This window comes from Flavobacterium sp. PLA-DH12, assembly GCF_059511845.1.
Window position 1 is genome coordinate 722,311 of sequence record NZ_JCAMPD010000001.1, and the last position, 17,372, is coordinate 739,682.

A 17,372-nucleotide genomic window follows, 5' to 3' on the forward strand; every position below is an offset into this window, starting at 1 on the left:
TTTTATCATTTCGATTTCTTTTTAGAACCTTTCTTAGATTTTTTCTCTTTCTTCTTTTTAAGCAAATCAATTTTATTCTCAATTCTCTTCTCAACATCTGAAATATCAGACTCATAATTAAATTGCAATAAATGAAGTTTGGCATTTTTAATCTCTTTTAATGCTTTCTTAAACTCATTTTGCGCTTCTAAAAGAATAGCTTTTTTGATATAAATTTCAGTTTTGTTGATTCCTTTCACCGTTAAGGCAAAATCAATCAACTTTTGAGCTTCTTCATAATCTTCATTTAAAATCAATGTTTTCAAATAATACGGATACACTTCAAGAGCATGAATATTAATCGATAAAGCTTGCTGAAAATAAGATTTCGCTTCTTCATAATTCATTAATTGTTCAGCCTGAATTCTTCCGTACAAACACAAAACCATTGTATTTTTGTCATCATAAGAAAAAGCATAATCTAAAGACTCTATTGTTCCTTCAAGCCAAAACGGATAATTATCCAAAGCCTGAAAAAGGTATTTATCAGTTGTTTTCATTTCTTAAATCGTTTTTTAATTTCTGACGAGTTCCTTTGTAGCTTTTCTCAACTTTATTCTTTTTAAAATCACTTCCCGTAAAAACTCTAATCGGATTTCCACGCTCTACATTGAGCTGGTTTTCCCATTGTTTTTCTACGTGACTTTTAAGCTGAACTAGTTTCTCGTCTTCTAGTTTTTTTAATAATCTTTCTGTTGCCAGTTTTTTGTTTTGGTGCTGCGAACGGCTATCCATTGCTACAACAGCAATTCCTGTTGGAATATGTGTCGCACGAATTGCCGAACTCACTTTGTTTACATGCTGACCGCCAGCACCTGAACTTCGCATCGCTTGATATTGAATGTCATTCTCTGAAACTGATGCATTTTTCTGTGGTTCAATTTCAAAAATTCCAATAAACCAGTTTTTGCGTTTGTGCATTTTCCTAAACTGGCTCTGACCAATCCATTGAATTGTTCCGACCCAAGATTTCATAAACTTATCGGTATTTTTTCCTTTTACAGAAATCGATGCAGTTTCAATCGTTCCGTTCTCTTCTCCTTTTTCTCTTTGGAGTAAAACGACATCTAAATCCTGATCTTGAGCTTCCTCCAAAACTTTTTTAAGCACTTGGGCAACAACCCAAGTGCATTCTGCAGGTCCGCGACCTGCTGTTATCTGAATTATTTTTTCCATAATCTTTTCTCTTTTTAACGGTCCATTCTAACAATCTTTGGCGTAAAAGTTCCCAGAACTTCAACCAAATCGGTTTGATTTGCCATTACTTTTGTAATGTCTTTGTACGCCATTGGTGCTTCATCAATATTTCCTCCAATCAAGGTTACCTCATTTGCTTTCAAAACCTTTTTAACTTCACTTTGTGTAAATGTACTTTTACATTTCGCTCTTGAAAACAAACGTCCCGCACCATGCGAAGCCGAATTTAAACTTTCAGAATTTCCTTTTCCTTTCACAATAAAACCGGGAGCAGTCATTGAGCCAGGAATAATTCCTAATTGTCCTTCTCCCGCCGGAGTTGCACCTTTTCTATGTACAATACATTCCTGACCGTTTACGATTTCTTTCCAAGCGAAATTGTGGTGATTTTCAATCGTTACTACCACTCTTTTTCCAATAGCTTTCGCAATTCTTCTGTGAATATCATCATGGCAAGCTTTTGCATATTCTCCAGCTAAATTCATCGCCAGCCAGTATTCCTGACCGTCATGCGTATTCAAATCCAGCCAAGCTAAATGCTGTACGTTTTTTGGCAGCGGACATTGTTTTGTTGCCAAATAAGTATAATGCTTCGCAATATTTGCGCCTAATCCGCGAGAACCACTATGGGAAAGAACCGCGAAATATTCACCTTTTTCTAATTTCCATTCGTTCTCAGGATTCTCTATTTTTGCGATTCCAAATTCTACAAAATGATTTCCTCCGCCTGAAGTTCCTAATTGTTTATAGGCTTTTGGCAAAAGATTTTTCAACAATGGAATATCTTGAAATCCACTATTGTAAAATACCTCATGATCAACTCTAGAAACATGAGTTTCATACATTCCAAATTTTGTATTATTTTTTAAAATTGCTTCCAATTGATCTTCTTTTCCTTTAAAATGAGAAGCTGGCAAATCAAAAATCGAAAGACTCATTCGACATCCAATGTCAACACCAACTCCATACGGAATCACGGCATTGTCAGTTGCCAGAACTCCCCCAATTGGCAATCCGTAACCAGAATGTGCATCTGGCATTAGAGCTCCTGCAATAGAAATTGGCAGTTTCAATGAATCATACAATTGAAATTTAGCCTGCTCATCGATTTCATTTTCTCCAAAAATTTTAAACGGCGCTCTAGTATTTTTCAGCTGATGCATTCTTACCTGAACCGGTTTAATTAAACCTTCTGCTACTTTTCCCCACGTTCCATTTCCTTCATATTTTTCAGGATGCAATAAAACGTCTTTTGCTTCTATTAGAATAGATTCTTTTTTTTCTCTTTTTCTATATCTGTTTATTTGCCCTAAGGCAATGTTTATTGAATTGTTCTTTGGAAAACCTAATTTAATCAGGTCTTTTCCAGATAATTTATTTCCCATGATTTATATCATTTCATCTGTATATTGCTGATACAATATATGTAGACTTTTATTTTTAATTGGACTTGTCTCTTTTGGGTTTTCTTTTTCATAGTAACTCCATTTACGAGAACTGCCGTGTATTAATCTGTTTGTTTTATCTCTAAGATTATGATTAACAATATAATTTTCAATAACTTGAATTTCACTTTCCAAATCCGAATCAACCATTTTTGTATGTGTTATCATATAAGGGCTAACACGAAGCACATATCGCCAAGGCTCATTAAATACATAATGAATTTTGTATCGTTTACAATTGCCACACCAACGCTCTCTTTTATAAAAATGTGTTTTTTCTTTTTCAGTCAATTCTAATTTTGAACTTTTCCATTCCCACTCTGAAAATTCTTTTACAGTTTGGAATTTCTCCACATAAACATGTTTCCTTTTTCTTTTTTTCTTTCTCTCAAAAGATTTTTCAGGAGAGAACTGCCAAGTATTTATTTTTTCTAATAATTCCTTGTAGAATGAAGCTTCACTTGATCTTGCAATGTCATCTCTTAATTTAAAGTTGCGTTGCCAGCCTTTTTGATAAGGAATTTCTAAAGGAACTAATGGTAAATCTCTACGCTTTTTCCAAAGTTGAACTTCAAGCTTTCTTAACTGAATTAAATGTTTTTCAAAATCTTCTTTTACTAATCTTTTTTTTCTTCTTTTACTTTTAAAACGAGCACACAAAGCATACTCATCTACAGTATAATTTTCCATAAAAAATTATCATGCATTAAATTAATAGCCAAACTAGGCTAACCATCTTATCCAAAAGGATAAATTTTAAAATCGCTTTTTCGGGAAAATTTTGAAGTGTCTAGAATAAAAAAAGCCCGAAACTTATTGTCTTCGGGCTTTTTTATATATCTAAAAATGTATTTCTAAGATTGAAATAGGCCACGAAGAACTGCTTCACCAAATCTGTTTGGTGTGAAGCTTTGTGATGTCAATGTAAGTACAAACATTTTTTCTTCGTTTTAAAGGGTTAATTATTTTTTTCGTGTGCAAATATTCAGAATTGTTTTTTGATTTTCCAAATTATTTTAAAGAAAATTCTTTAAAATAATTTTAAACCAGAAATAACGCAACAACCAAAATCAACATATTACTTTAGTATTCAAAACATTAGACTAATGAAAAATATTTCATTTTGTAGCAAAAAAAAAAGCCCTGATTTCTCAGAGCTTATATTTTTTTAGTGAATTCAATTATTCAGAAACTTTGCTTTTTACAACTAATCTGAAACCTTCACCGTGAATGTTCAAGATTTCAACATCTTCATCAGCTTTTAAGTATTTTCTCAATTTAGCGATGTAAACGTCCATACTTCTTGATGTGAAGTAATTGTCATCTCTCCAGATTTTAGTTAAAGCTAATTCTCTTGGCATTAAATCATTTTCATGAAGAATTAACATTTTAAGCAATTCATTCTCTTTTGGAGATAATTTTATTGGTTCTTCATCTTGGAAAGTCAAGAATCTTAATTTTGAATTTAAGTGGAATTTACCAATATTAAACTCAAACTGTACTTGTTCTGCTTTTGTATCTGCTGATTTTCTTTGAATAATTGCTTTAATTTTCATTAAAAGAACTTCAGAATCAAAAGGTTTATTTAAATAGTCATCAGCACCAGCTTTGTAACCTTTTAACACATCTTCTTTCATAGATTTTGCTGTTAAAAAGATAATTGGCACTTCACTGTTCTTCTCTCTAATTTCTTTGGCCAAAGTGTAACCATCTTTATAAGGCATCATTACATCCAAAATGCATAAATCATATACATCTTTCTTGAATTTCTCGAAACCTTCCATACCGTTTTTAGCTAAAGTAACTTCAAAGTCATTTAACATTAGATAATCTTTAAGAACCGCCCCAAAATTTAGGTCATCTTCTACTAAAAGTATTCTTTTGTTAGTATTTTCCATATTTTAATTTATTAATGGTATTTTTATTATAAAGGTGCTACCTTTTCCTTTTTCGCTTTCTACATATACTTGACCATTGTGATCCTCTACTATTCTTTTTACATAAGCCAATCCTAAACCATGCCCTTTTACATTATGAAGATCTCCGGTATGTTCTCTATAAAACTTCTCAAAAACTCGTTTTTGAGCTATCTTACTCATTCCTAGACCATGATCTTTTACTTTTATCAGAATCATGTCTTTCACATTTTCTGTAAAAATCTCAATCTTTGGAGTATCTGGAGAATATTTTATTGCATTTTCTAAAATATTAACCAGTACGTTTGTAAAATGAACTTCGTTAATTAAAACTGTTGTTCTGGCTGCATTGTAATGTTTTTCGACAGTTCCTTGTCTGTCTTCTAAAATTAGATTAACGTGCTCAATTGCATCATCTATTATATCTGTAACTACTGTAGGCTCTTTTGTAATATCAAGCTCTCTTTTTTCTAATTTAGAAATACGCAATACATTTTCAACCTGAGCGTGCATTCTTTTATTTTCATCCCGAATCATTTGAAGATAACGATAAACTTTTTCTTTATCTTCAATAACCTTAGGACTTCTAATAGCATCTAAAGCTAGGTTTATTGTAGCAATCGGAGTTTTAAACTCGTGCGTCATGTTATTAATGAAATCTGTTTTAATTTCAGAAATATGTTTCTGACGCAATAGTTGATTTAATGCACTCGTATAGGCTACAATTATAATCAAAGTAAAAACTATCGATAAAATAGTAATACTTAATAACTCGGACAATAAGAACTTCTTTTTATGAGGAAAAGTAACTGAGAGTTCATATTTGCTATTTCCTTCATTGTCTGTATAAATCGGAATGCTATAAGTAGCTTCTTTATCGTAATGAAATCCGTCAGATTTTATTTTTGTTGGATTGCCACTGCTGTATATTCCGAATTCAAATTTGGTTTTTACACCATATTCTTCAAGTTCTTTCTTCAATAATTTACTCAGCTTATCTTTTGTAATCCTGCCTTCAATTGGAGTCAAAGAAGCGATGTCTTTATATTGAATTTGCTGTTGAACTTTATTTAATATATCTAAACTCCCTGATTTTTCAATTTTAAGATCAGGAATAATACTTTGTCCTAAGCTATTATTATCAATTCCATTGTTATTATTATAAACTTCAGTTACCCTTTTGGAACTAAAATTTTTAAAACGCTCGCTGCTGAATTTTTTGTTAAAAACTGAACCATTAATATCATAATCTTCAGATGTCAATGTATTCGAATAAACAATTGTTTTGTTTGTTTTAGTATTTCTTTGAACATAAAATACTTGCAACAAATCTTCTTTTTTTGGAATTTTACCCGTACTATCTTTAATACGGTTGTATTTGTCGTAGAAACTGTACTCTTCTTGTTGTTCCAGCTTATCTGCAACATTTCCAATTACTTGAGTAACGTGGTATTTAAACTGCTCTTCATTATTTTTGAACGAAGAATTGAACCAAAACACTTGTACCAGAATTATCCCTATTAAGGACAGACTCATCAATAAAACAAGTATTCTAAAAAATAATTTATTCATCGAAACAAAATTAATATTTTAACAATATACTAAATAATACATTAACCAAATATTAACATTTAAGACTGTTTTTGTTTTATATTTAAAATTTTAAGAATTTTAACAACTTCTTCTTTAGCATTTTTAAGATTATTGTTATTAATCACGAAATTGCTCTTAGAAATTCGTTTTTCATCATCCCACTGCATTTTCATTCTACTTAAAACTTGTTCTCTCGTGGTTTTATCTCGTTTTATAACTCGTTCAATTCTCACCTCCTCTGGAGCGGTAACGGTTATAATTACGTCGCATTCTTTGTAACGGCCACTTTCAAATAGAATAGCCGCTTCGTAAATCACATAATCATAATCTTCATGCTTTTTCAACCAAACTTCAAAATCCAGTTTTACAGCTGGATGAACAATAGCATTTAATTTTGCCAATTGCTCTTTATCATTAAAAACAACCTGTGCTAATTTGGCACGATTTAAAACTTCACCATCAAAAATGTTGCCACCAAAAGTAGATTTTACTTCTTCAACGATATTTTTTGACTGCATTACTCTTTTTGCACCGTCATCAGCAATATAAACAGGAACCCCCATTTCTTCAAAATAGTTTGCTACAGTAGTTTTACCGCTGCCAATTCCTCCTGTAAGACCAATAACTTTTGTCATTCTTATAATTTAAAAAACATACGTGGAAAAGCTTCCTGTGGTTTCTTCTTTAGTAAAATCACTTTTACAAATGACTTTAAAAATCCAGTTCCGTAACCATAAAATTGTTTCCACACAGCTATTACAGATAGATACCCAATTTTGATGCTTTTGTTTTGAACACTAGCTGTAAGAAAAATTATAACGAAATATACGAAATATAATTGTAATAAAATATCGATATTGAAAATTAACAATAAAAAAGCTAATAATAATCCTAATATAAAAAGGGTTGGAAAGAAAAAAGTAAGCTTATTATGTTCTGGATACCAACTGTTTAAAATTGGTCGTGCAATACCAAATTTATTAACCTGAATAGAGAATTTCTCCCAGTCAATTCTTCTTTTATGGTATACGTAAGCCTCTTTAAACAGCCTAGTTTCAAATCCGAGATTCCATAAACGAATAGATAAATCTGGATCTTCTCCTGGGTGAATGTTCCCAAAACCTTTTGAAGCCTCAAAAGCTTTTTTAGAAATCCCCATATTAAAACTACGAGGCTGGAACTTATTAATTTTCTCAGAACCTCCTCTAATTCCTCCTGTTGTAAGGAATGAAGTCATAGCAAAATTGATAGCTTTTTGAATATCAGAAAAACTATCAAGCGCTTTATCTGGCCCTCCAAAACAATCCACATAATTTGCATCTAATTCTTTACGGACTTCTGTCAAATATTGTGAAGGAATAATACAATCTGAATCAAAAATGATAAAGTAATCACCTCTGGCTCTCTGCATCCCGAAATTTCTAGAATCGCCTGGACCAGAATTCTCTTTGAAGTAATATGATATATTTAATTTTCCTTGATAATTCATCACCACATCTCGACATGGAATTGAAGATCCATCTTCGACAAGAACAATTTCAAAAGCTTCATTATAATCAGATTTTGAGAGACTTTCTAAAAGCTCATCAACTTCATCTGGACGATTATACACGGGTATAATTAAAGAAAAAATCATAGCAGAATGCGCGTTATTAAAGGGTATATTTTTATTGTTTCAAAATTTTAACAAAGATATGGTATATTAACAAAAAAACCATCAACTTTTGGCTGATGGTTTTTCGTTTACTAGTAGTAAAATATGTTATTTGATACTTTCAATCTCAACAACTTCGTTTGTATCTGCGTTGTAATCAACACCAGGTACTTCAAATCCGAATAAATTTAAGAAATCACTTCTATATCCAGCTAAATCTCCAATTTCAGGTAATGTTTCTGTTGTAGCTTCCAACCACAATTTAGCCACTTTTTCCTGAACATCTTCACGCATTTCCCAATCATCAATTCTGATTCGTCCTTTTTCATCAACAGGAACCTCAGAACCATTGTATAATCTGTCTTGGAATAAACGCTGGATTTGCTCAATACAGCCTTCATGAATTCCTTCTTCTTTCATAATTTTATATAAAAGAGAAATATATAATGGAATTACTGGAATTGCAGAACTTGCTTGAGTAACTAAAGCCTTATTTACAGAAACATAAGCTTTTCCTCCGATAGATTCTAAAGAATCTGAAATAGTAAATGCTGTAGCTTCTAAATGATCTTTTGCACGACCGATAGTTCCTTTACGGTAAACTGCTTCTGTTAATGATGGTCCAATATAAGAATAAGCAACTGTTGTAGCACCTTCAGCTAATAAATTTTCAGCTTTCAAAGCATCAATCCACATTGCCCAGTCTTCTCCACCCATAACAGCAACAGTATTTTCAATATCTTCCTCATTTGCTGGAGCGATTGAAACATCTGAAACTTTTCCTGTGTGAAAATCAACTGTTTTATTTGTAAATGTTTGTCCGATCGGTTTTAAAACTGAACGGTGTGTAACACCTGTATTTGGATTAGTTCTTACTGGAGAAGCTAAACTATAAATTATAAGATCTACTTGCCCTAAATCTGCTTTGATTAAATCTAAAGTTTCTCTTTTAATTTCGTTTGAAAATGCATCTCCATTGATACTTTTTGCATACAAACCTGCTTTATGAGCCTCTTTTTCGAATGCTGCAGAATTATACCATCCTGGAGAAGCTGTTTTTCCTTCAACTGGTGGTTTTTCAAAAAATACACCAATTGTAGATGCACCAGAACCAAAAGCACTAGTAATTCTTGAAGCTAATCCGAAACCTGTAGAAGCACCAATTACTAAAACTTTTTTAGCACCAGCGATTTCTCCTTTAGATTTTACGTACTCGATTTGATTTTTTACATTTTGTTCAGCTCCCGTTGGATGGGCAGTCAAACAAATAAATCCTCTCATTCTAGGTTCTATAATCATATTCTTTATTTTTCTATTTTAATTTGTTTTTTTTTCAAAAAGAGCTTCTAAAACTATTTTATAATTTTCTGAATGTTTTCACGTACCGTCAAGATATCGACATCTTTTTCTTTACATTCAATTTTATTGCCGTTGTATTTTTCGATTAAAAGATTCAAATCTTCGCAATTTCTAATAAAATTAGTTTCTTTTTTATCCACATCAAAAACAACACCTTTTAACCTATTCAAGTTTGCGCCTATTGTGCCTCCAACTGCTCCTCCACTACCATAAGCAAACGCTTTTGACCAAGAATTTGCAAACAATCCTTCTAGATAGAAAAACTTGCCATCATTCATAACTCTATGATAAGAATTCGGATTATCTCCATCTTGATTTTTATCTTCTTTTACAGAAAATTTATGAAAATATTTTTGCTGTATGTAAAGACTGCCATTATAACTAATGGCAAAAAAATCAGTAATTTTCACATCAGTTCTTGTCCAAGCAAAAAAGACTTGGTCTGAAAGAAATGTTCTATCAAGAGTTTTATAACCAACTACTGTTTTTCTTATTATGCCATCTCCCATGTTGATTGCGTTCTTTTCTACAAAATCTTCATAGGTTCTATAAACGCCTTCTGGAAAATCTTTTGCTATATAAGATTTGGCTTCCCCATTATTAGCCACAGCTACTTCATTTGAAGTCTGATCCTGCGCGCTAATCTTGCTAACAAATAGGCAAAGAAAAAATAAAACATGTATTTTTTTAATCATATTCCCTCCTGTTTATACTAATTTGGTTAGTGGCAAATATAATTTAATTATTTAATTTAATAATTCTTTTGCATGATTTAATGCCGAATCAGAGATGTTTGCACCCGATAACATTTGAGCTATTTCGGTAACTCTTTCGTTATGAGCCAAAAGTTTTAACTCCGATTGTGTGTCGTCTCCAATTGTAGATTTAGAAACTTTAAAATGAGAATCTCCTTTTGCCGCAATTTGAGGTAAATGTGTAATGGCAAAAATCTGCATTGTATTACTCATTTCTTTCATGATTTCTCCCATTCTAATTGCAATTTCTCCTGAAACCCCTGTATCAATCTCATCAAAAATCAATGTAGGCAATTTAGAGTATTTAGCCAAAATGGCTTTTACAGCCAGCATAATACGAGACATCTCTCCTCCTGAAGCTACTTTTTTCAGCAAGCCAAAATCGGTTCCTTTATTTGCAGAAAACAAGAATTGCAGTTCGTCTTTTCCGTTTTGAAAATACGTTTCAGAAGGCAATAATTCCATATTAAAACGAGCATTTGGCATTCCTAATGTTTCTAAAATTGAAATTAGCTGTTCTGATAATCTCGGAATCGCATTTATTCTATTTTCATGGATTTTAGATGCATAATTATCCAACTCAGTTGCTTTTTCACCTATAATATTAGATAAAGAAGCAATTTCTTCATCCATATTATCCAACTCTAATAAAGAATTCCCTAAGTCTGATTGAATCTGAAGAAGTTCATCTACAGAGCTTGCTTGGTGCTTTTTCTGTAAATTATAAATCAATTGCAATTTTTGATTTATTAACTCCAGCTGCACAGGATCATTTAACAATTTCTCAGAGCAATTTTGCAATTCTTTAGAAACGTCATCAAATTCTATCGTTAAGCTTGTAATTCTCTCGAATAAATTTTGATATTCTGATGAAAACGGAGCTACTTTTTGCAATGCATTTTTAATTTCATTTAAATTATGAAAAACACCAAACTGCTCTTCATTTGCAATTGACAATGATTTATCTAGAGATTCTTTGATAATCTCAACATTATTCAATTTTTCGTAGTCCTCTTCTAATTCTTCTTGTTCACCAGATTTTAATTGCGCCGAAACCAATTCATTGAGCAAAAATGTATGGTATTCCTGCTCTTTTCCTGCATCGCTTTGTTTTTTTAGCAACGCATTTAATTTCGCTTTATCGGCTTTATAAGATTTTAGTAATTTTTGATATTCAACAATTATTTCTGCATTATTAGCAATAGCATCAATAATTTTAAATTGCACATTCTCATCTGACAATTCCTGTGTTTGTTGCTGCGAATGAATATCAATTAAGTACAAGCTTAAATCTTGCAATTCTTGAAGATTTACAGGGCTGTCATTTATAAAAGCACGAGATTTACCTGAAGGTAAAATTTCACGTCTAATAATAGTTTCGTCTTCATAATCTAAATCATTGGCTTCAAAAAAGTCTTTCAGATTATATTTTCCAATTTCAAATTGTGCTTCAATAACACATTTTTCTTCTTTATTTTTTAACGAAGTGAGATCAGCCCTTTTGCCCAGAACAAGACCAATAGCTCCTAAAATGATTGACTTTCCCGCACCTGTTTCACCTGTAATTATAGAAAAACCTTTAGAAAAATCTATGGCTAGTTTTTCAATAAGAGCATAATTTTTAATTGACAGCGATGTAATCATAGGGCAATTTTGTAAAAATAAGAGTTAAAGAGTTTTAAGGGAATTATAAAAACGAAAACGAGATTAATATTTAATCTGCGACCATTTAGTAGAGTTTAACGGAGAAACCTTATTTAAGACATCTGTTAAATCTGTAATTGGAATACTTGGTCCGCCAGAAAAAATAGAGACAATTTCGTCTGATTTTGCATCGAAGAAAACTCGGGTAATAAAAGCATTTGGTTTCACCGAATTTAATTTTCCAATTAACAGCAAAGCATTTTTTATTTTCTCCTTTGCCGCTTTCTGATCCATAGTCATGGCATCCAATCCTGTATGATAAGCATAAGTTGTCTGACGTAAATCGCTATATGTTGGCGCAATCATATCGTTAATTAAATAATACCTATTTTGAAGTCCATCAGATTGATTCCAGCCTTTAAACCCGCCTTGCTGCGCCACATTTGCAATATTTTGGGCAGTTTGAAGATATGGATTTCCTGCGCCCATTTGAAAAGTATCGGCGTCCATACCTAAAATTAGATAACAGTAAAAAGATACAACAGAAACTAAATTTGAGTCGTAGGTATTTGGGTTAAACAATAATGGCTCGTATTCTGTATATCTGAAATTAAAATCTTTATCATTGTAATTTAAAACAGGAGAAGAATAAGTTGAATTAAAAATCAATCTGGAAGATTGAACCTGAATGGTTCCTGTGAATTGATCTGAACTATTTGATGATAATGTAATGTACATCGAACAGTTTATTCTTTCGTTTTGTTTCAAAACAGATCCCGTCCAGTCTGTTTTATTTACAAATTCAGACAAAGAAGTTTGAAGTGTTTTAAAAACCTGATTATTCGGATTTGTTAGTCGTTCTGTATTAATAGTTACTGTACAATTTAGCTGTTGAGCTTGTACAAAACCAAAGCCTAAAAATACTAATAGTGTAACTATTTTATTCATAATCGTCTAGATATTTAATTTTACAAAACATAATTCGTTTCCAATTTATGTTTTCGGCGTATATTCTAAATTATGATTTTGAAAAATGCAGAATAACTTTATTCAAAATATCAGCCGCTACAGATTCTTTTGATTTCAATTCCATTGGTTCTATTTCAAAATTTTTATCAATAAAAGTTACTTTATTGGTATCTTTTTTAAAACCGGCACCTTTATCTTGTAAGGAATTTAAAACAATCAAATCTAAGTTTTTTTTCTGAATTTTCAACTTAGCATTTTCAATTTCATTTTCAGTCTCCAATGCAAAACCAATTAAAAACTGATTTTTTTTGATAGCACCCAAAGAAGACAATATATCTTTTGTCTTTTCCAGTTCGATCGAAAACTCTTCTGTATTTTTCTTAATCTTTTGATCTGCTACAAATTTCGGTCTGTAATCTGCAACAGCTGCGGCCGCAATTGCGGCATCAACTTCATTAAAATACAGATGGCAAGCATCATACATTTCTTGAGCAGAAACAACATCAACCACTTTTATCAAACTATTTTTAGTCTTAAAATGAGTCGGACCTGCAATTAAAAATACTTCTGCTCCTAAGTTTGCCGCTTCATTAGCAATATCAAATCCCATTTTTCCAGAAGAATGATTTCCAATAAAACGTACAGGGTCTATCGCTTCGTATGTCGGACCGGCCGTAACTAGTATCTTTTTTCCTTTCAAAGGCAGTTTACTCTCCAAATCGGCTTCTAGAAAAGCAACAATATTCTCAGGTTCAGCCATTCGGCCTTCTCCAGACAAACCACTTGCCAATTCTCCGCTTTCAGCAGGAATCATAATATTTCCATACTGCTTTAACGCAGCAAAACTCGATAAAGTTGAAGGGTGTTTATACATATCCAAGTCCATTGCAGGTGCAAAATAGACTGGACATTTTGCCGATAAATAGGCCGAAATTAAAAGATTATCACAGTTTCCCGTTGCCATTTTAGATAAAGTATTGGCAGTCGCAGGCGCAACCAACATTAAATCGGCCCAAAGCCCTAATTCAACGTGATTATTCCAAACTTCATCTTCATCATCTTGATTAAAGAAACTTGAATGTACTGGATTTTTTGATAAGGTTGATAATGTAAGTGGGGTTACAAAATCCTTAGAAGCAGGTGTCATGATCACTTGGACATGTGCACCTGCTTTTATAAAAAGTCGTACTAAAGTGGCTGTTTTATAGGCTGCAATTCCACCGGAAACACCCAGTAAAATCTTTTTCCCGTTTAAAACTGACATTGTACTATTATTTGTTTGAACTTCTGTGGTAAGTTTTACCGTCTAACCATTCTTGAACAGCTAAAGCGTGTGGTTTTGGTAATTTTTCGTAAAATTTAGAAACTTCAATTTGTTCTTTATTTTCAAAAACTTCCTCTAGACTATCATTGTAAGTAGCAAACTCTTCTAATTTTTCAGTCAATTCTTTTTTAATCTCTGAATTAATTTGATTTGCTCTTTTAGCCATAATGGTAATTGCCTCATACACATTTCCTGTTGGCTCTTCAATAACTGTTTTATTGTAAGTTATTGTGTTTACAGGAGCATTCGTCTTTTTTAAATCCATGACTTTATTTTATTTAGTAAATTTTTGTAAATCTGTTTCAACTCTGGCATTCATCTCGTCTGCCTTTTCTTTATACTTTGTATCGCTTTTAAATTTCATCAAATTAGCATAAGCCGCTTGTGCAACATGTAAACGTTCTTCCATTTTTGAAGGAATACTATTAATTGCCAATTGATATGCTGAATCATATTTATAAAACAATGCATCTTCTTTTAAAGGTGTTCCAGGAAAATCAGCGATAAAATTATCAAAAGCAATTAATGCCGATTTATAATCTGAAATGGTATTATATCCTTTAGCGTTTTCGTATGCTTTTTTCTCTAATTTACCATTCAGCTTTTGTACAGCCTCATTTGCCTGAGGGATGTATTCTGAATTTGGATAATTATCAATAAAAGCTTGCAATTTTTCTAATGCCTTTACAGTATCTGCTTGATCTAAACTGTAAACTGGCGACAACTTAGAATAGCTATAAGCTCCTAAGAAAGCAGCTTCCTGCACTTTTTCACTTCGCGGATAACCTGAAACAAACGCTTCAAACTGATAGCCAGCCAAATAGTATTGTTTTGTTTTATAATACGATTGCGAAAACATGTAAAACAGCTTTTCTGCCTGAGGTTTTCCTCGGTAAGAAGTTGCTAATTGCTCAAAAAGACGAATCGCTTTTGTGTATTTACCGGCATCATACATTTTTGTTGCCATTTCAAATTTTGCTGCAACATCTTCATTTTTCAATGCTTTTTGATATTCTCCACAAGAATAAAAAAGAGTTACAACAATTAATAGCGATAGTATTTTTTTCATTTTCTTACTGTTATTACAATCTCAGACAATTAATTATGCCAAAGTGAAATCGCACCGAAGTTTCGGTGGCAAATTTAGTTATTAATTTAGCTACTGCAAAATAATTTTTTAGTATCTTAAAATACTAACACTTTAACAATTATTTAATGCTGTTTTTTACAAAGTCATTTAGTCTTGCTGCTAGAGCATCATCAACAGAAACCAATGGCAAACGAACAGTATTCTCAGCAATCCCAAGGGCTTGGAAGATTTGTTTGATTCCCGCTGGATTTCCTTGCTCAAAAATCATATCAATACTGTCTGACAAAAAGTAATGTGTTTTGTAAGCGTCCGTTGCTTTTTTATTCAATCCTAAACGAATCATTTCTGAAAATTCTTTAGGAAAACCTTGCCCGATTACCGAAATAACGCCAGCTCCTCCCGCTAAAACGATCGGCAATGCCAGCATATCATCTCCAGAAATCACTAAGAAATCTTTTGGAGCATTTTTAATAATCTGCATAGCCTGAGCCATATCTCCAGCAGCTTCTTTAATAGCTACGACATTTTTAAAATCATTAGCCAAACGTACCACTGTTGAAGGAAGCATATTACTTGCCGTTCTTCCTGGAACGTTATATAGGATTACTGGAACTGGAGAAGCTTCAGCAATTGCTTTAAAGTGCTGATAAATTCCTTCCTGAGTTGGTTTATTATAATAAGGTGAAACAGATAATATCGCTTCAAAAGCAGAAAAATCTCTTGTTTTCAACTCCTCTACAATCTGCATAGTATTATTACCTCCCACTCCTAAAACTAGAGGCAATCTTCCTTTATTCACATCGATTACAGTCTTTATAACCAATTCTTTCTCTTCTGCTGTAAGGGTTGCATTTTCTGCTGTTGTTCCCATTACAACAAGATACTCCACTCCACCATCTATAGAAAAGTTTACAACTCTCTGTAAAGCTTCAATGTCAACTGAAAAATCTTTTTTAAATGGCGTCACAAGTGCAACACCAGTACCTATCAATGATTGCATATTAATTATTATAATTTATTTTATATTTTTTAAATACCTAAACAATTCTGAAATGAATAGTTTATAGCTCCCTAATTCTGTATTAATCATCAAACGGTTTAATTTTTGATCTACAGCCGAAAATCCGACTTTAAATTTAGCTTTTGACTTGTTTGTGATGGACATCAAAAAGACATTTTCAACATCGTAATAACTCAGCAAAAGATCAAATTCTGATTTTACAAATTCATTTAAATATTCTTCTATAATTTCACCTTTCCAATTGATATGTTTTTTACCAAAAGTCGGACGAAAATAGGTTTCTTTTTCCTTAATTCTTTCTCTGTAGGCAAGAACTTTTATATTTTCTAAAGCAATTCTGTGGAGCGTTAACTCCTTAATTAGTGCTTCTGAATTTTCAAAAGTGCTTTCATCTATCAATAAACCAATTGTTTGAACGTTTTTAGCTAATACTCCGCTTTTTTCATTATTTAAATTAACATTTAATGATTTTTTTACAAAAAATTCCTTTATATAATTTAAAAACATAGTACTTTTACTAGATTACAAAATTAATTATTTAAGTTGCATTTAAAATGGTAAAACTAAAAAAGTATAACGGATTTTTAAAACTTTTTGTTATATTCTTAACACTTTTTTCAATCTCTTCTTGTAGCACTAAAAACTACAATTTAACTAAAATTGAAGGAAAACAACTTCCAGTTACCGAAAAGACTGGAGAAACTGCTGAAATTGAAAACTTTATTAAACCTTATCGCGATCATATTAACAAGGATCTAGACAATGTATTGGCGTATTGCCCTGAAACTCTTGACAAAAGCACTGGAAAGTGGCAAACTGGCATTGGAAGCTTAATGGCAGATGTTTGCGTGCAGAGAGGAAACATTGTTTTTAACGCTAGAGAAAAAAAAGATATTGATATATGTCTTTTAAATCATGGCGGTATTCGCGCTATTTTGCCAAAAGGAAATGTTACAACCAGAACAGCTTTTGAAATTATGCCTTTTGAAAACAGTTTGGTTGTTTTAGCTTTAAAGGGCGATCAGATCTTAGAAATTGCGGCTTACATTATTAAGGAGAAAAAACCTCAGCCATTGTCTGGAATGACTTTTACTATTACAAAAGATAATAAAGCAAAAGATCTCATGGTACAAGGCAAACCGCTTGATCTAAACAAAACGTATTACGTTGCTACAAACGATTATTTGGCAAATGGAGGAGACAGCATGACTTTCTTTGCAAAAAGTACTCAAAAGTTTGATTTAAATTACAAATTAAGAGATGTACTGATTGATTATTTTAAAGAAGTAGACACAGTGGTTGCTCCTAAAAATATCAGAATTACAGAAGAATAAAAAGGGTTCGCCACGAATTACACAAATTCGCA

The 17,372-nt window shown here is 32.0% G+C and carries 18 protein-coding genes; 1 reads left to right on the forward strand and 17 read right to left on the reverse strand.

The genetic code is table 11. The annotated features are described in order from the left end of the window. Nucleotides 1-5 precede the first annotated feature (5 nt). The 17 genes from AC5ZCW_RS03075 to AC5ZCW_RS03155 all read right to left on the reverse strand — a co-directional run bounded on the left by AC5ZCW_RS03075 (nucleotide 6) and on the right by AC5ZCW_RS03155 (nucleotide 16,513). On the reverse strand, nucleotides 6-539 hold the full coding sequence (locus AC5ZCW_RS03075) for a hypothetical protein (protein WP_496117853.1): 534 nt from the start codon (nucleotides 537-539) through the stop codon (nucleotides 6-8). Beyond that, complete coding sequence (gene prfH / locus AC5ZCW_RS03080; protein ID WP_496117855.1) at nucleotides 526-1,215, reverse strand: peptide chain release factor H; 690 nt, start codon at nucleotides 1,213-1,215, stop codon at nucleotides 526-528. Before prfH ends, AC5ZCW_RS03075 begins: the two co-directional genes overlap by 14 nt. Before the next feature lie 14 nt (nucleotides 1,216-1,229). Continuing rightward, complete coding sequence (locus tag AC5ZCW_RS03085) at nucleotides 1,230-2,621, reverse strand: RtcB family protein (protein WP_496117857.1); 1,392 nt, start codon at nucleotides 2,619-2,621, stop codon at nucleotides 1,230-1,232. Nucleotides 2,622-2,624: 3 nt separating this feature from the next. Continuing rightward, on the reverse strand, nucleotides 2,625-3,371 hold the full coding sequence (locus AC5ZCW_RS03090) for a hypothetical protein (protein ID WP_496117859.1): 747 nt from the start codon (nucleotides 3,369-3,371) through the stop codon (nucleotides 2,625-2,627). A gap of 491 nt (nucleotides 3,372-3,862) precedes the next feature. After that, nucleotides 3,863-4,579: a response regulator transcription factor gene (locus AC5ZCW_RS03095; RefSeq protein ID WP_008463080.1), complete on the reverse strand. Its 717-nt coding sequence runs from the start codon at nucleotides 4,577-4,579 to the stop codon at nucleotides 3,863-3,865. Nucleotides 4,580-4,582: 3 nt separating this feature from the next. Further along, nucleotides 4,583-6,169 (reverse strand): sensor histidine kinase, encoded by a 1,587-nt coding sequence (locus AC5ZCW_RS03100; RefSeq protein ID WP_496117861.1) that lies wholly within the window; start codon nucleotides 6,167-6,169, stop codon nucleotides 4,583-4,585. 59 nt (nucleotides 6,170-6,228) lie between these two features. Beyond that, nucleotides 6,229-6,825, reverse strand: coding sequence for a dephospho-CoA kinase (gene coaE / locus AC5ZCW_RS03105; RefSeq protein WP_496117863.1), 597 nt, complete (start codon nucleotides 6,823-6,825; stop codon nucleotides 6,229-6,231). Nucleotides 6,826-6,827: 2 nt separating this feature from the next. Beyond that, nucleotides 6,828-7,826 carry a glycosyltransferase family 2 protein gene (locus tag AC5ZCW_RS03110; protein WP_496117865.1) on the reverse strand — a complete coding sequence of 333 codons (999 nt, stop codon included), beginning with the start codon at nucleotides 7,824-7,826 and terminating at the stop codon, nucleotides 6,828-6,830. 126 nt (nucleotides 7,827-7,952) lie between these two features. Further along, the gene (gene fabV, locus AC5ZCW_RS03115; RefSeq protein WP_177210004.1) at nucleotides 7,953-9,143 is read right to left on the reverse strand and encodes an enoyl-ACP reductase FabV; all 1,191 of its coding nucleotides are present in this window, start codon (nucleotides 9,141-9,143) and stop codon (nucleotides 7,953-7,955) included. A 53-nt stretch (nucleotides 9,144-9,196) separates the two neighbouring features. Continuing rightward, nucleotides 9,197-9,898, reverse strand: a complete 702-nt coding sequence (locus tag AC5ZCW_RS03120; RefSeq protein ID WP_496117867.1) for a hypothetical protein — start codon at nucleotides 9,896-9,898, stop codon at nucleotides 9,197-9,199. A gap of 51 nt (nucleotides 9,899-9,949) precedes the next feature. Continuing rightward, nucleotides 9,950-11,602, reverse strand: coding sequence for a DNA repair protein RecN (recN, locus tag AC5ZCW_RS03125; RefSeq protein ID WP_496117869.1), 1,653 nt, complete (start codon nucleotides 11,600-11,602; stop codon nucleotides 9,950-9,952). Nucleotides 11,603-11,665: 63 nt separating this feature from the next. Beyond that, complete coding sequence (porD, locus tag AC5ZCW_RS03130; RefSeq protein WP_496117871.1) at nucleotides 11,666-12,550, reverse strand: type IX secretion system protein PorD; 885 nt, start codon at nucleotides 12,548-12,550, stop codon at nucleotides 11,666-11,668. 70 nt (nucleotides 12,551-12,620) lie between these two features. After that, on the reverse strand, nucleotides 12,621-13,835 hold the full coding sequence (gene coaBC, locus AC5ZCW_RS03135) for a bifunctional phosphopantothenoylcysteine decarboxylase/phosphopantothenate--cysteine ligase CoaBC (protein WP_496117873.1): 1,215 nt from the start codon (nucleotides 13,833-13,835) through the stop codon (nucleotides 12,621-12,623). Between the two features lie 7 nt (nucleotides 13,836-13,842). Next, nucleotides 13,843-14,160: a DNA-directed RNA polymerase subunit omega gene (locus tag AC5ZCW_RS03140; protein WP_008463064.1), complete on the reverse strand. Its 318-nt coding sequence runs from the start codon at nucleotides 14,158-14,160 to the stop codon at nucleotides 13,843-13,845. 9 nt (nucleotides 14,161-14,169) lie between these two features. Next, nucleotides 14,170-14,964, reverse strand: coding sequence for an outer membrane protein assembly factor BamD (locus AC5ZCW_RS03145; protein WP_281632172.1), 795 nt, complete (start codon nucleotides 14,962-14,964; stop codon nucleotides 14,170-14,172). A gap of 139 nt (nucleotides 14,965-15,103) precedes the next feature. After that, nucleotides 15,104-15,985, reverse strand: coding sequence for a 4-hydroxy-tetrahydrodipicolinate synthase (gene dapA, locus AC5ZCW_RS03150; RefSeq protein ID WP_496117877.1), 882 nt, complete (start codon nucleotides 15,983-15,985; stop codon nucleotides 15,104-15,106). Nucleotides 15,986-16,000: 15 nt separating this feature from the next. Beyond that, nucleotides 16,001-16,513, reverse strand: a complete 513-nt coding sequence (locus AC5ZCW_RS03155) for a DUF6913 domain-containing protein (RefSeq protein ID WP_496117879.1) — start codon at nucleotides 16,511-16,513, stop codon at nucleotides 16,001-16,003. A 47-nt stretch (nucleotides 16,514-16,560) separates the two neighbouring features. On the opposite strand from AC5ZCW_RS03155, the gene AC5ZCW_RS03160 reads away from it, so the two are divergent. Next, complete coding sequence (locus AC5ZCW_RS03160; protein ID WP_343543383.1) at nucleotides 16,561-17,340, forward strand: 5'-nucleotidase C-terminal domain-containing protein; 780 nt, start codon at nucleotides 16,561-16,563, stop codon at nucleotides 17,338-17,340. Nucleotides 17,341-17,372 lie beyond the last annotated feature (32 nt).